Source organism: Mycobacterium sp. (assembly GCF_036273375.1).
In the GTDB taxonomy this organism is placed as follows: Bacteria; Actinomycetota; Actinomycetes; order Mycobacteriales; family Mycobacteriaceae; genus Mycobacterium.
On record NZ_DASUHS010000134.1, the window covers coordinates 1 to 15,004 of the forward strand.

General features: G+C 63.3%; 9 protein-coding genes and 1 tRNA gene. 7 read left to right on the forward strand and 3 right to left on the reverse strand.

The genetic code is table 11. The features are described 5' to 3' along the window. Positions 1-4,577 (reverse strand): non-ribosomal peptide synthetase (locus VFW69_RS12680; RefSeq protein WP_526501730.1); only part of this gene is annotated, 4,577 nt, incomplete at its 3' end. Positions 4,578-5,003: 426 nt separating this feature from the next. Between VFW69_RS12680 and VFW69_RS12685 the strand changes: the two genes are divergently transcribed. The 6 genes from VFW69_RS12685 (at position 5,004) to VFW69_RS12710 (ending at position 12,657) form a co-directional block, all read left to right on the forward strand. Continuing rightward, positions 5,004-5,903, forward strand: a complete 900-nt coding sequence (locus tag VFW69_RS12685) for an ABC transporter ATP-binding protein (RefSeq protein ID WP_526501837.1) — start codon at positions 5,004-5,006, stop codon at positions 5,901-5,903. A 128-nt stretch (positions 5,904-6,031) separates the two neighbouring features. Further along, a complete protein-coding gene (locus tag VFW69_RS12690; protein WP_526501732.1) occupies positions 6,032-7,528 on the forward strand; it encodes an efflux permease Rv1217c-related protein in 1,497 nt (498 codons plus the stop codon). Positions 7,529-8,283: 755 nt separating this feature from the next. Further along, positions 8,284-9,534 (forward strand): cytochrome P450, encoded by a 1,251-nt coding sequence (locus VFW69_RS12695; RefSeq protein WP_526501734.1) that lies wholly within the window; start codon positions 8,284-8,286, stop codon positions 9,532-9,534. 719 nt (positions 9,535-10,253) lie between these two features. After that, complete coding sequence (locus VFW69_RS12700; protein WP_526501736.1) at positions 10,254-11,762, forward strand: MFS transporter; 1,509 nt, start codon at positions 10,254-10,256, stop codon at positions 11,760-11,762. 171 nt (positions 11,763-11,933) lie between these two features. After that, positions 11,934-12,164 (forward strand): limonene-1,2-epoxide hydrolase family protein, encoded by a 231-nt coding sequence (locus VFW69_RS12705; RefSeq protein ID WP_526501738.1) that lies wholly within the window; start codon positions 11,934-11,936, stop codon positions 12,162-12,164. A 325-nt stretch (positions 12,165-12,489) separates the two neighbouring features. Beyond that, positions 12,490-12,657: a hypothetical protein gene (locus tag VFW69_RS12710; RefSeq protein ID WP_526501740.1), complete on the forward strand. Its 168-nt coding sequence runs from the start codon at positions 12,490-12,492 to the stop codon at positions 12,655-12,657. A 612-nt stretch (positions 12,658-13,269) separates the two neighbouring features. On the opposite strand, the gene VFW69_RS12715 is transcribed toward VFW69_RS12710, so the two are convergent. After that, positions 13,270-13,341: transfer RNA gene (locus VFW69_RS12715), tRNA-Thr, on the reverse strand. Between the two features lie 28 nt (positions 13,342-13,369). After that, on the reverse strand, positions 13,370-14,086 hold the full coding sequence (locus VFW69_RS12720; RefSeq protein ID WP_526501742.1) for a hypothetical protein: 717 nt from the start codon (positions 14,084-14,086) through the stop codon (positions 13,370-13,372). A 158-nt stretch (positions 14,087-14,244) separates the two neighbouring features. On the opposite strand from VFW69_RS12720, the gene VFW69_RS12725 reads away from it, so the two are divergent. Beyond that, positions 14,245-14,964, forward strand: a complete 720-nt coding sequence (locus tag VFW69_RS12725) for a response regulator transcription factor (RefSeq protein WP_526501744.1) — start codon at positions 14,245-14,247, stop codon at positions 14,962-14,964. The last annotated feature ends 40 nt before the right edge of the window (positions 14,965-15,004 follow it).

A 15,004-nucleotide genomic window follows, 5' to 3' on the forward strand; every position in this document is an offset into this window, starting at 1 on the left:
TCCGGCGTGCGCGCCACCTGCGCGGCGAACAAGACCGGAACCGACATCGGCGCGGTCCCCGGCTGGGTCAACACCGCCCGGTTACCAAGCTCCTCCAACCGGGCCCGCTCGGACTCATCGAGCACATCCACCGACGACAACCGCCGGGTCGGGTCGACGGTCATCGCCACCAACACCCGCTGTAGCCGCGCAATGAACGCCTCGATGCTGGCGGCCTCGAACACATCGGTACGAAACTCCACTGTTCCGCCGATGCCGGCGGGCTCACCAGCCTCGGTGAAGCGTTCGGCCAAAGAAAACGCCAAATCCATGCGGGCAGTCTGGGTCTCCACCGGCAGCGAACCGAGACGAAGGTCCTTCAATACCAGCTCCGCAGCGGGATCGCTGTTTCCCGCATACTGCCAGCTCACCATCACCTGGATCAGGGGATGATGAGCCAACGACCTAGACGGGTTGAGCCGCTCGACCAGCACCTCGAAGGGGACGTCTTGATGCTCGTAGGCGGCCAGGCTGCGGGCCCGCACCTGGGCCAACAACTCAGCGACGGTCAACTCACCTGTCAGCTCGATGCGCAGCACCAAGGTGTTGACGAAGAACCCGACCAGTTCATCGAGCGCCGCATCACCGCGTCCGGCGATCGGGAACCCCACCGCCACATCGGCACTGCCGCTGAGCTTGGCCAACAGCATCGCCAAGGCGGCCTGGATAACCATAAAACTGGTCGCGTTGTGCTCCCGACCCATCTCGCGCACCCGCTGCTGCAACTCCGCCGGCCAGTCCACGACCACACGGGCCCCACGCTGATCGGCCGCCAACGGATAAGGCCGATCGGTGGGCAGCGTCAGCCGCTCGGGCAACCCGGCCAACGCCTGCTCCCAATACGCCAGCTGCGCGGCGATAGGGCTCTCGGCATCGGCCAGATCACCCAACAATGCGCGCTGCCACAACGTGTAATCCACGTACTGCACCGGCAACGGCGCCCAATCCGGGGCGTGCCCGGCACACCGGCTGGCATAAGCGATACCCAGATCACGCAACAACGGAGCGATCGACCAGCCATCGGCGGCGATATGGTGCACCACTGGCACCAGTACATGATCCTCATCACCTAGACGGAAAAGTGTTGCCCGCAAAGGGATCTCCGACGCCAAATCAAAACTGTGGCGCGCCGCCGCGCCGATGGCCTCGTCCAGCCGGCTAGCCGACCAGGCACTGGCATCAATCACATCGCGCCCGAAGTCGACCCGCTCTACAGGGACAATTACCTGCTGGGGTATCCCCTCGGGTGCCACAAACAGTGTGCGCAGGCTTTCATGGCGGCCAGCCACATCGGTCAGCGCTGCACCCAGCGCCTCGGCGTCAAGCTTGCCGCGCAGCCGCAGCGCGGTCGCCATGTTGTAGACCGGTGACGGCCCCTGCAACTGGTCGATGAACCACAACCGCTGCTGGGCATACGACAACGGCACCACCGCCGGCCGCGCCACCGCTACCAGCGGCTCACGCCGCCGCGAACCCACACCGACACGACACGCCAACTGGGCCACCGTGGGCGCCTCGAACACGGTGGGTACCGAAAGGTCGGCGTCCAGTGCAATGTTGATCGCCGCGAACAGGCGCATCGCCAACAGCGAATCCCCACCCAGGTCGAAGAACGAGTCATCGACCCCGACCCGCTCGAGTCCCAGCACGTCGCCGTAGATGCCGGCCAGGATCTCCTCGACGGCGCTGCCCGGGGCCCGGTAACCATCAACATCCTGGGACTCCGGTGTCGGCAGGGCGCGGGTGTCCAGTTTGCCGTTGGGTGTCAGCGGCAGCGCATCAATTACCACCACCGCGGCCGGCACCATATACGGCGGGAGCCGCTCGCCCAGCTCCACGCGTATCTCGGCTGGGTCCGCGGTGCCGGTGACATAGCCGACCAGGCGTTTGTCGCCGGGGCGGTCCTCACGGGCGATCACCGCCGCCTGCTCCACTCCAGCCAAACTCGCTAGGGCGCTTTGGATTTCGCCAAGCTCGATGCGATACCCGCGAACCTTGACCTGCTCATCGGCGCGCCCCAGATACTGCAGCTGCCCACCAGTACCCCAACGCACCAAATCCCCGGTTCGATACATCCGAGTCCCCGGACCCCCGAACGGACACGCCACAAACCGCGACCCGGACAACCCCGCCCGACCCACATACCCCACGCCCACGCCGCGACCGGCAACATACAACTCACCGACCCCACCGGCCGGCACCGCCCGCAACCACCCGTCCAGCACAAACAACGCCGCCCCTGGTACTGGGGCACCGACGGGCACCACCTCCGAGCCCGCCGTCAACGGCGCACTGATCGCCACGCACATCGTGGTCTCGGTGGGGCCATAGGCATTGACCATCACCCGCCCCGGCGCCCACCGATCCACTACCTCGACCGGGCAGGCCTCACCCGCCATCACCAATGCTGCCGACTCCAAACCCTTACCCGAGAGCATCGCCACGGCCGACGGCGTCTGGGTCAGCACGCTGACCTGCTCGGCGACCAGCACCTCGCGGAAGTCTTCCGGTGAGCTCGCGATGGATTCGGGCACCACCACCAGCCGCCCACCGCGCAGCAGCGCACCGAAGATCTCCCACACGGACACGTCGAAGGCCAACGAATGACACAGCGGCCACACCCCCGCCGCCGGCAGGCCAGCATCCAACGACCCCATCAACTGGGTCACGTTGTGGTGGGTGATGGCCACCCCCTTCGGCACACCGGTGGTGCCCGAGGTGTAGATCAGGTAGGCGATGTCATCGTGGGCCGGCGCCGGCAACGCGGTGCTGGGCTGAGTCTCAATGCGGGGATCGCTGAGATCGATGACGGTCAGCCCGGCGCTATCGAGCCGGCTGGCCAGCCCGGTGGTCGTGAGAGCGGCGGTCGGCGCGGCATCCTCGAGCACGAACCGCATACGGGCCGTCGGCACCGCAGGGTCGATCGGTAGATACGCCGCCCCGGTCTTGAGCACCGCCAACATCCCCATGACCGCCTCGGCCGAACGCTCCGCCAGCAGCGCCACGCAGGCTCCCGGGCCCACACCCTGGCCGGCCAACAGGTGGGCCAACCGATTAGCGGCCTCATCCAGCTCGCGATAAGTCCGCGAACACCCCTCGCACATCAGCGCCACCGCATCCGGTGTCTGGGCCACCCGCGCGGCGAACAACACCGGAATCGACGCCGGCGCGGTCAGGGGCTTGCTCAACACGGCCCGGTTACCGAGCTCATCTAACCGGGCATGGTCAGCCTCATCGAGCGGATCCACCGACGACAGCGGCCGGGTCGGGTCGGCGCTCATCGCCGCCAGCACCCGCTCCAAGCGCTTCACTAAATCGCGGATATCACAATCCGAAAACAATTGCCCAGCACCCGCCGTGCTGAGAAAAACCCGATCATCGTCCCTATAAAAGAACAGTCCACACTGATCGACGAGGTTAGTATGGGTCAGGGTCGCCAATGCCGGAGCATCAGCAAAATCCAACAAATGCGTAGTGGGAATGTAATTAACAATTACCCGATTGGACGCGTGCCCGGAGCCGCGGAGACGTGTTTCATTCTCAACACGGCGCACCGGGAACCGCTGATGCTGCAGCGCTTCCCGCAGTCGAGTGTCGACATGTTCACAAAAACCAGCCACTGCAGACCCCGGCGAAGCTCTCAACACGAGTGGGACGTTGCCGGAAACCATGCCTGGCACCATCTGTATTTCCGGACGCACGCGCCTGCTTACCGCAAAATCGAGCACCACCTCTGAACTCTCGACGTCGAACCCACGCACCAGCAGCGCGCACGCCGCTGTAATCACCGACGAGCGACGCACCCCCAATGCCCGCGACAACGCCTGCATCCCGGCCACGACGACAGGGTCCAATTCAACTGGTACAGAGGACTCATAGGGATCACGCCCGTCCGCGGCGGGCAAACGAAAACGCGGTTCGCTTTCCGGCGGCAGATTCTTGGTCCAATAAGCCTGGTCGTCGAGATAATCGGTGGACGCATCGTATTCTAACTCGCAAGCAATCAGATCACTCAGCGGCCCAAAAAAAGCAGGCGGAATGGATACGTCCGAAGCCATTGCAGAATAGACGTCTGCGATCCGATGACAAACAAGAGCAAGGCCGACCCCGTCCGCCACTATATGGTGCCAGCACAAGAACCAATAAAATTCATCCACTCGCGTCTGAAACAACGCAAATTTAAACAGCGGTCCACTAAGCGGCATCAGCGTGCGCTGAATCGAGGATGTCAGCCGATAGGCTTCCTGGACAGGATCCTGCGAGCCCATTAGGTCATAGCAAGAAAGCTCAACATCCGGATAATCAACCGTCTTTTGGAAAACCTGGCCGTCCACTTCGAAAAAGGCAGCTCTAAGCGGTTCGGCCTCGCGCACCACATGAACGATCGCACGCTCAAGCAAACCAGGGTCTACCCTGCCCTCGATGCGCAAAAGCTCGCCCATCTGCCACCTCGCAGCGAAGCGACCCGCTTCCTGCGCAAGCCAGATGTCTAATTGCCCATGCGTGAGCGGAAGGGCTTGGCCATGAGTTGCATCCATCTACCCACCCTGAAGATGAACTTGCCTTTGCCTAGGCTCCCCGCCATCCGCCCCGCGCGGACATGAGTCAGGCGATGCCAACCCTACTGCCGCCGACAACGTCGGTCCGGCGTTTCGGCAAAGTTCCTGATAAAACCCTGAGACTTCGGCCCCCGCCGGTGCCGTGCCACAGGATTGTGCCGTTTGCGCTTCCCTCACTATCGCTCTGGCGATTTGTCGGCTTGTAGCGTTGCCGTATCCGGGGGACATGAAGCCCTTCCGAAAGAAGAACATTCGGCGCTCGCCAATACTGCATTCGGACATGCCTCACCCCTTTGCTGAATAGTTCAGCAAAGCCGGGCTAATAGGAATCCTCAGCGCCCGAAGACCCTGCAATGAGAGAACCCTGCAGGGCAGGTGACTTACCCTCAGGGCGTGGAATCCCCGATGCACACCGCTTTTAGCCCCGCTATCCAGGTCGAGGGTCTGACCAAACGGTTCGGGCGCGTCGTCGCCGTCGAGGACCTGAGTATGACCGTCGCCCCCGGCGAGGTGTTCGGGTTCCTCGGCCCCAACGGCGCAGGCAAGTCGACGACGATCCGCCTGCTGCTCGGATTGATTCGCTCCACGGCAGGCACTGCGGAGATCTTCGGTTGCCCTGCGGCTGACGTCCGTCGGTCCCATCGTCACATCGCATACGTGCCCGCTGATGTCGCGCTGTGGCCAGGGCTGACGGGCGCCGAAATCCTTGAGCTGCTTGGCTGCGTGGGCGCCGGTGTCGACGCGGCCTACCGCGACGAGTTGGTCGACCGTTTCGATCTCGAGCTCGACAAGCCAGCCAGGACATACTCGACCGGCAACCGGCAGAAGGTTGCCCTTGTCGCAGCATTCGCGAGACGGGCTCCGCTTCTGGTGCTCGATGAGCCTACAAGCGGCATGGACCCGTTGATGGAGCGAAAGTTTCGCGGCTGTGTCGCAGAAGCACGCGAGCGAGGCCAGACGGTTTTCCTCAGCTCTCATCAGCTGGCCGAGGTAGAAGCCATATGCGACCGCGTTGCAATCCTACGTGCCGGGCGACTCGTGGAAGTTGACAGCATCGCTGACTTACGGCGGTTGCACCGGACCGTGGTCGAGGTGTCCTATCACGGCGTTCAACCTTGCCTGGAGCATGTCGCCGGTGTGTCGAGTGTCGAGCGGTTGGACGGTAAGCGGTTGCGGTTCAACTTGACTGGATCGCCGATCGCCGCGCTTCGAGCGCTCGCCACAGCCGACATTACCGCGCTCACTATGCACGAACCGACACTCGAGGAGATTTTTCTCGCCTATTACGGAGAAGCTGCACGATGACCACCGCCTCGCCGCCCGGTTCGAGGGTGGCCGGCGGGCCGCAACTCGGGCCGGGCCGGACTGTGAGCCGGCTAGCTGTGCGCCAGCTTCGCCTTGGTGCCGTGGTGGTCGCCTTAATCTGCGGGGGAATGTCGGTGCTGGCCGCCAGCCAATACCGGCTGATTAACCACGTGCTGGATGCATCAGGTGTGCGCGCCCTTGCTGAGAATCCCGCCATAAGGACGTTGGCGGGGCCACCGGTCGCTCTCGACGATCCTGGCGGTTTTACTGTGTGGCGCACCGGCACAACCGTTTCGCTACTCGCGAGCGTATGGATCATGCTTGCCGCCACACGTTTTACTCGCGGTGAGGAGGATGGCCGGCGGTGGGATCTGCTCCTTGCGGGACGCCTGCGAATGGCTGATGTGGTTGTCCGCTACCTGGCCGCCCTCGTTGGTTCCGCGACGCTGATCGGCGCGGCCGTCGCGGCGGGCCTATTGGCGGCCCGTACTGAACTGACCGGGGCAGTGATCCATGCAGCGGGGATCACGGGTGTTGTTTTGACTTTTGCGACAACAGCTCTGCTCGCCGCACAAGTGATGCCGACGCGATCCGGTGCCACGGGACTCACGGTCGCAGCTATGGGCGTTGGCGTGATGCTGCGCATGATCGCCGATGGCTCGCATCAACTGGCATGGTTGGCATGGGCGACGCCGTTCGGGCTGACAGCCCGCTCGGCGCCATACGCCGATAATCGAATCGCTCCACTGATGGTGTTGGGCGCGTTTCCGATCGTGCTGGCCGCTGCGGCCCTCTTCGCGGTCGGTCAACGCGATTTGGGCGACGGGATTGTGGCGGTGCCGGACACCCGTGCTCCACGAACCCGATTGTTGCAGTCGATCGGCGGGTTCGCGCTTCGGCGGACTGCGCGGACCACGCTGGGGTGGGCGATGGGCATCGCCGCATACTTCTTTCTGGTCGGCGCGATGCTCGCCTATCTTCTCGAGTTGATCGAAAACAACCGGCGGTTCGCTGAACTCGCCGCGGCCGCCGGGCTGCGCGGCCATGAGTTGTATGTCGTCGCTGCGGCTATGTTCGGTGTGCTCGCAGTCCCAACCGGGCTGTACGCCGCAATGCGTCTTGCCGCGATGGTTGTCGACGAAAAGGCCGGGCGGTGGACCCTGCTCTTCGCCCAGCCAGTTTCGCGCGTACGTCTGTTGTGCACTGAGATGGCGATCACGGTTGGCGGGATAGTTGCCCTGCATTGCTCAGCCGCAGTCGCCCTTTGGAGCGGTGCCAAAATCACCGGCACCCCACTGCAGTTGAGCGATTCACTGGCGGGTGCGCTGAATTCACTTCCGGTGGCATTGCTCGCCGCCGGGGCCGCCACGGTGGGCGTCGGGTGGCTACCATCCGCCGCCGGCGCAATCGGTGCACTGCCGGTTGTGGGCGGATTTCTGGTGAACGTGATCATGCAGACCACGAACGCCCCTCGCTGGGTTGTCAACCTGTCGCCGTGGGCGCACCTCGCGCCCGTACCCGACACGCCGCCCAATTGGGCGGCCACTAGCATTCTGCTGCTCATCGGCGCGATCCTCACTGGGCTCGGAGTGTACGGGTACGTCCGGCGCGATTTGGCATCGTAAGTAAGCGATTTGGCAACGTAAGCAAAGGACACGCCATAAAACGATTCGCCGATCTTCGGCATGTCGTCTCACTGACGAAAAGGACGGCATGTCAGCGGCCGCTTTTCTAAAGCGGCATGGAATCGAAGAGGAAGCTATCAGCCTCCTCAGGCGCGCAGTCGCGGGACTGGAAAAGCTGCGGCAGAACAGAAGCGCGCCATGACCTGTACGCCGAACTTAATCAGGTCGCAGTGGCGCAAGCCCAAAACCTGACAGAGCTATAGCTACGAGCAAGCCCAAGTGGGCCGTGAGGCAGCTTTTGCGCCGTGTTGGCAATCACGAAGTCGGCGGCCCTTCGGCAACGGCGTCCTTACCCAGTGAAGCATCAGCCGCTCGAGCACAATCCCCCTGGCCCAATTCCTCAGCAGCGCCGAGAACGCTGGCAGAGTCGACGTCGAGCCTCGACGGCGGAGCCTGGATAGTCCCAACCGGTCGGCGTGTGACGGGCGGCAGGTTCTGCCGGCAGACCGCGTTGGCTCGGCGCAGTGGGCCTCGACCTGTCGCTGCTGCGTCTCGAGCGGGCTCAGCCGGCGCGAGGCGACCGCCGATGTGACGGCGCGCGAAGTCGTGCGCCCGCGCGCCGGTAGGCGCTACGCGCTGGCCGATGGTCTCGCCGGACTCGGGTTACGCCTCTTCCCATGGGGTTTTAGGCGGCTATTTCGGTACCTGTGCCGAGGCGCTTAACATTTCTTGTACTGCTAGGCGATGGAGGCGGATTGAGCGGACCCGAAAACCTGGATTTCTTTACCGACAAGTCGCTCGTCGATGACCCGTACGGCTACTACGACGCGATCCGTCGTTGCCCAGTATGGCGTGAGCCAGCGCACGGCGTGGTGATGGTCTCGGGGTATGAAGAGGCTGTCGCCGTGCAACGCGACGCCGAACAGAACTTTTCGGTGTGCAATATTGTCAGTGGACCGTGGTCCGGTATTCCAAGAGCAACCGACAGTGTCGACGTTTCAAATCTGATCGAACAGCACCGCCACAGGGTTACGTTCGGCGACTACTTCATAACGTTTGATCCTCCCAGACACACCGCGCACCGCTCGCTGTTGAACAGATTGTTTACGCCGAAGCAGCTGAAGAACAACGAGGATTTCCTGTGGCGTCTGGCCGACGAGCAACTCGACTGCTTCGTCGCGCAGGGCAAGTGCGAGATCGTCATCGACTACAACTTTCCGTTCACGCTCGTCGCGATTACCAATCTGCTGGGCGTGCCCGAGGCCGACCATGAGCGATTCCGCCGCGCTGCGACAGCCAGCAGGCTCGAAGGCGAACGTAGCGGCTTCGTTGGCGTGAAAGAGGATTGGTTCGTCGAGTACATTGAGGATCGTCGGCGCACGCCGCGCGACGATGTGCTCACCGAGCTTGCGCTGGCAAAGTTTCCCGATGGCACGACACCCGCCGCGATTGACGTTGCCCGCGTTGCCACGTTCATGTTCGCCGCCGGCCACGGCACCACGATCGATCTGCTGAGTCTCGCAATGCTAATGCTGGCGGAGCGACCGGACTTGCAAGAGCAGCTGCGCGAGGACCGCTCAAAGATCCCCGCGTTCATCGAGGAAATGCTGCGCTTCGAGAGTCCAATCAAATCGAACTTCCGCATGGCGCGGCGCACCACCAGGATCGGCAACGTCGATGTGCAAGCCGGCACCAGCGTACTTGTAATGAATGGCGCGGCAAACCGCGATCCAGGACGGTTCGACAAGCCGAGCGAATTCCGCCTCGAGCGCCCAAATATATTGCAACACATTGCATTTGGCCGTGGTATCCACACTTGTCCGGGTGCCCCGATTGCCCGCGCCGAAGTGCGGGTGAGTTTGGAGCGAATCCTCGACCGGATGGCCGACATCCGGCTTTCAGAAGCCGAGCACGGTCCGGCAGGCGATCGTCGGCTCAAATGGGACCGCACCTTCTTGTTCAGGCGCCTCAAGGAATTGCACCTCGAGTTCACTCCGGTTGAGTAAGCCATTCCATTGCAAAAACGCGGTTCATCGAATCGGGGTGGGACGACTTCCCACCCGGAGCCGGCCGCGCTGGCGGCCGTGCCGGGGGACGTGTCCATCAGATGGGTCGGCGGGGCGTCAGCGCCCCCCACACACCAGCGCGGCCGCCTCCGGGGGCGCGGGCGCTAATTGGTCATGGTTAGTTGGTCCTCGGTGTGGGCGAGGATTTCGGCGTCGACGAGGTAGTGGCCAGCGAGTTCACCGCTGGACCGACGTGGTCTCAGGTGCGTTGTAGACCAGCTGGGCTAGTCGGCGCGGGAGCCCATATTTCCTGCAGGCGGGGCGCGTCCTTCGGGGCCGGACGGGCGTTGGGCAGGAGTGGGGCGCGGGTGGCGCTGTCAACGCCGAGCCGACGGAAAGCTGGAGGCGGTTTCGGCCGCGACCGGGCGGGTGCGCGCCCTGGACGAGCTCGAAGAGCACGGTCTGCTCAGCCGCCACCAACGGTCCAGCAGCAGTGCTGGCTGTGCGGAGGTCAGTTCCACTGCCCAGCGGGTATCAACTAGTTCACTGCGAGCGGTCAATAGGGCGATTAATCGGGCTTACCCGGTGACCGAAAATGTTTATCTGGTCAGATTTGCGGATAACAACTCTTCAGATTCCGTAGGGTGCCGCTAAGCCGACTCTCACTGATGCAGAGTGGCAGTACATCACTGGACGACACAACGCGCGAAACGAGCCCGATGCCCGTCAAACCGACCACCCCAGGCCGTACCAACAGAGACCTCTCGTCGAGGCTGCCGCCTCGCTGGTTTGTCGCCGCGGTTATCGCGATCGGCGGCATGCAGCTGATGGCCACGATGGACGGCATGATCGCGGTCGTCGCCCTTCCTAGGATTCAGAATGAGCTGGGCCTGTCTGATGCCGGACGGAGCTGGGTGATCACCGGGTACGTGCTGACCTTTGGCGGGCTGGTACTGCTGGGCGGCCGCCTCGGTGACACCATCGGGCGCAAGCGCGCCTTCATCGTCGGCGTAGCGCTGTTCACAATCGTCTCAGCGATTTGCGGCATCGCCTGGAACGGGGGCGTCCTCGTTTTGGCGCGGCTGCTGCAGGGCGTGTCCGCCGCGATCATCGCGCCGACCGGCATGGCGCTGGTAGCAACGACCTTCGCGAAGGGGCGTTTGCGCAACGCTGCGATGGCGGTGTTGGGCGCGATCGGCGGTCTCAGTTCGGTGCTGGGTCTGGTGGTGGGCGGCTTGCTCACGGAGGTGTCGTGGCGGTTGGTGTTTTTGGTGAACGTGCCGATCGGGCTGGTGGTGCTTTATCTGGCCTACACCGCGCTGCGGGAAACGCAGAAGGAGCGGACAAAGCTCGACGCGGCTGGCGCAGGGTTGGCCACGTTGGTCTTTACCGCGGCGGTGCTCGGCTTCTCGATGGGGCCGGAGAAGGGCTGGCTGTCACCCGTCACGATCGGTTCGGGTGTGGTGGCCCTGGGCGCTCTCGTGGCGTTCGTGGTGGTGGAGCGCAGGGCTGAGAACCCCGTGGTGCCGTTTAACTTGTTCTCTGACCGCAACCGGCTGGCCATGTTTGCGGCCATGTTTCTGGCCGGTGGGGTTATGTTCACCCTGACCCTGCTGATCGGCGTGTATGTGCAGGACATCATGGGCTACAGCACGTTGCGCGCGGGCGTGGCATTCATTCCGTTCGCCGTCGCGGTGGGCGTTGGGGCGGGCGCGTCGTCGCGGTTGGTGATGTCGTTCCCGCCGAGGGTGGTGGTGATCATCGGTGGCCTGCTCGTGCTGGGCGCGGTGCTGTACGCCTCGACACTCCACCGTGGCATCCCATACTTCCCGAATTTGGTTGTGCCCCTTGTTATTTCCGGTATCGGCATCGGTGTGATCAATGTGCCGCTTGCGCTTTCGCTGATCGCCAGCGTCGGTTTGGACCAGATTGGGCCTATATCGGCGATCTCGCTCATGCTGTCCCGTCTCGGCGGTCCGGTGGTGCTGGCGGTGATCCAGGGCGTCATCACCTGGCGCACGCTGCAACTCGGCGGCACCACCGGGCCAGTGAAGTTCATGAACGCCGCCCAGTTGCATGCGCTGGACCACGGCTACACCTACGGTCTGAGGTGGCTGGCCGGGGTGGCCTTGCTGGTCTGCGGGGTGGGGCTGCTCATCGGCTACAGTGCGCAGCAGGTGGCGCATGCGGTGGAAGTCAAGAAAGCCTTCGACGCGGGGGAACTGTAGCTAAAACCAACGGGCACAAGAGGACTGGCTCGGCCGTCGCTACAGGTCCCGTTCACAGTCGAGTTTTCGTGCGCCCGCGAGATGGTGCCGCGACTGCCTATCGAATCATTCGACGGCCCCAGAGGAGCACACCGCGGCTTTCAAGCCATCAGAACGGAATTCGCAACACAGGTGGCGATGGTCCCGAGCACCATCGTTGAACTCAAAACCCTTACTACGCACCGCGGCGCGGTGATGGTCGAGCGCGAGGAACGATTTGTCATCGAAGGCAAGCCCATCGATCACGAAGTGGTCGGCGTCTTGATGTCGATGACGACGGACGAATTAACGCGCTGGCGCGACTACTACGACCTCACCTCGCTAGTCGACCGTTTTGTGGCCACAACTACCCCGTCAATTTAGTTCGCAACACGCCACCTCATGCAGGGGCCGAAACCCGGCCGCTGAACCACCTCGGCACCCGGAAATCCCGATGAGCGCAGTCATCCCGAATTTGCGCCGCGGCTCGCCAATTGGTCGCGAATTTGAGCACGCACTCGCAACCGCGGCGGCGCGGAAGGTGGCCGTCATCGAGTCAATGACCAACCAGCGGGCGGATCACGCAATGATTAGCAGCGGCTGAGCTAACCATTGGGATTCCGCCTCGGTCATTGATTACGCCGGGCGTTTATCGGCCAGGCGCCGTTAATACGCCTTTCCGATTGGGGCGGTCGGGAGGTCGATCGTTATGCAGCCCGACGACCCCAGCATCACACCGGTCAGAACCGCGACCACTGCGGCAGCTTTCAGCATTTTCTTGGTGCTCTTCGTCTTCATTGATCGCGCCTTTCTGCTGGTCGGGACAGCCGAGGCGGCTAACTACCGCCGGCTAGCTGATGCTATCCATTTTCTTTAAGCACGTGTCAAATACTGCGCAAATTGGGCGAACTTTTTTTGGAATAAAAAGGCTCACAAGATGAGGCTGGACCCGGATGGCCTACTAATGCTTTTGATGATTGAGGCTGATGAGGGGAAGCCTCTCGTTGCAACCCAGGCGTTTACATTCCCATGACAGGGATTCTGGAGCGGTTCTAGCCGCCGGTGCGACCGACAAGAATCGATTGCGCAACGGTTTTGTGGCACATGCATACCCTTTTCCCGCCGACGTGGCGCGGGGGAACCGGTCGGCCTGACCATCGATGTCATGACGAGTGAGTTGCTTTGTCCTGATCTCTGTCCCGAGTGCAGCTATCCCCAGCTCGTGCGCGGTCTGTGCTACTTCTGCCTTCCCGAAGTGGATACGTCAGTCATCGTGCTCTCGGCCGCCAGGCGGCCTCGGGAACCGCGCGCCGACGCTGAACGCAGCTTGTCCAACAGCGCGGTCAGTACCTTCGCTGCGACCGGCTGACTCGAAACCGCCCTGGGGATGTACAAGACCCACGCCAGCACCGCTGCGATGTGCGCCAGACTCCATTAGGCCGTTAGCAAACGAAAACGTCTAGCGGGAATGTTGCGTCTCATGTTTCAGAGCCCCCTGTCAGGATTGAACTGACGACCGCTCGCTTACAAGGCGAGTGCTCTACCACTGAGCTAAGGAGGCGGGGTAAAACCGGACCCAGCCTAATCGGTCACCCGTCGCTGTCGATCACGCCCGCTGAGCGCACTGCCCGCGACGAGGGACGCCGCCGCCCCGGCAGCGGAATCCGGTCGGCAATGTTGCTCAGCGGGTTGACCACCATGGTGAGCGCGATGACGGCGTCTTGCAGGGTGGCGATGGCGGGCTCGAGTGCCTCCATCCCGGGCGTCAGTCGAGCCAGGGTGTCGGCCAGGTCGGTGAGCTGATCCAGCGGCCCGTTTTTTGCCGTCAGCTTGTCGATAAGCCCGCCCTCGCTGAGCAGCCGGTCGGCCAGGCCGTCCTCGGCCAGCAGCCGCTCGATCAGACCGTCTTCGGCGACCAGCTGATCGGCCAGGCCGCCGGGCTGCAGCGTGCGCTGCAGGGCGCCGCCCTCGGCGGTCAGGCGGTCGAGCAGGCCACCCTCCGACGTCAGCATGTCGACCACCCCGCCCGGGCGCAGCAGGCGGTCGATCGGGCCGTCCGTGGCCACGGCCCGGCCCAGCGGGGCGTCGTCGTCGAGCAGCCTGGCCAGTCGGTTGGCCCGGACGATCGCGTCGTCGATCCCCAGCAGGGACGTCATCGCGGTGGTTCCGGCGGTCCCGCTCTCACCCACAGCCCGCTTCGCCACGCCGACGGCCGCGCTCGCGACGCTCAAACTCGCGTCCGCGGCGGCCAGTCCCACCCGGGCGGGGGCGGTCGCAGCCGACACGATGCTTCTGGTGAGGTTCATTCCAAGAGTCTATTCGCGACGCAGACAGGGTAAGGGCTTTACTTCCCAAGGCAATGCGATGAATCCTGGCAGACTACTATCAGTCCGTTGGCACTGAGCTTTCAGGAAGCGCACAACCTTCACATAGCAAACGTTCAAGTAAGGGACATGAGCATCTGATGACATCGGCAACCCCCACTGACACGAAATCCGAGGCTCGCGTCCTCGTCGTCGACGATGAAGCCAACATCGTCGAGCTGCTCTCGGTAAGTCTGAAATTTCAGGGGTTCGAGGTCTACACGGCAACCAACGGCGCCCAAGCCCTGGATCGGGCGCGCGAGGCGCGTCCCGACGCGGTGATCCTCGACGTGATGATGCCGGGCATGGACGGGTTCGGGGTGCTGCGGCGGCTGCGCGCCGACGGCATCGACGCCCCCGCACTGTTTTTGACCGCCCGGGATTCCCTGCAGGACAAGATCGCCGGCCTGACGCTGGGCGGCGACGACTACGTGACGAAGCCGTTCAGTCTCGAAGAGGTCGTTGCCCGGTTGCGGGTCATCCTCCGCCGTGCCGGCAAAGCGGGGGCCGAACCGCACAGCGCGCGCCTCACTTTCGCCGACATCGAGCTCGACGAGGAAACCCACGAGGTGTGGAAGGCGGGTCGGCCGGTATCGCTGTCGCCGACCGAATTCACGCTCCTGCGTTACTTTGTGATCAATGCCGGCACGGTGTTGAGCAAACCGAAGATCCTCGACCACGTGTGGCGCTACGACTTCGGAGGTGATGTCAATGTCGTCGAGTCCTACGTGTCGTATCTGCGTCGCAAGATCGATACCGGGGAAAAGCGGCTGCTGCACACCCTGCGCGGAGTGGGTTATGTATTGCGGGAACCGCGCTGAGCCGCCCCACGGTGAGCAGCGATAGCGAAGAAGCAGGTAG

Coding starts and splice junctions, on each gene's coding strand:
- VFW69_RS12685 (WP_526501837.1), top strand. CDS start 5,004: ATGCACACCGCTTTTAGCCCCGCTATCCAGGTCGAGGGTCTGACCAAA.
- VFW69_RS12690 (WP_526501732.1), top strand. CDS start 6,032: ATGTCGGTGCTGGCCGCCAGCCAATACCGGCTGATTAACCACGTGCTG.
- VFW69_RS12700 (WP_526501736.1), top strand. CDS start 10,254: ATGCCCGTCAAACCGACCACCCCAGGCCGTACCAACAGAGACCTCTCG.
- VFW69_RS12710 (WP_526501740.1), top strand. CDS start 12,490: ATGCAGCCCGACGACCCCAGCATCACACCGGTCAGAACCGCGACCACT.
- VFW69_RS12720 (WP_526501742.1), bottom strand. CDS start 14,086: ATGAACCTCACCAGAAGCATCGTGTCGGCTGCGACCGCCCCCGCCCGG.
- VFW69_RS12725 (WP_526501744.1), top strand. CDS start 14,245: ATGACATCGGCAACCCCCACTGACACGAAATCCGAGGCTCGCGTCCTC.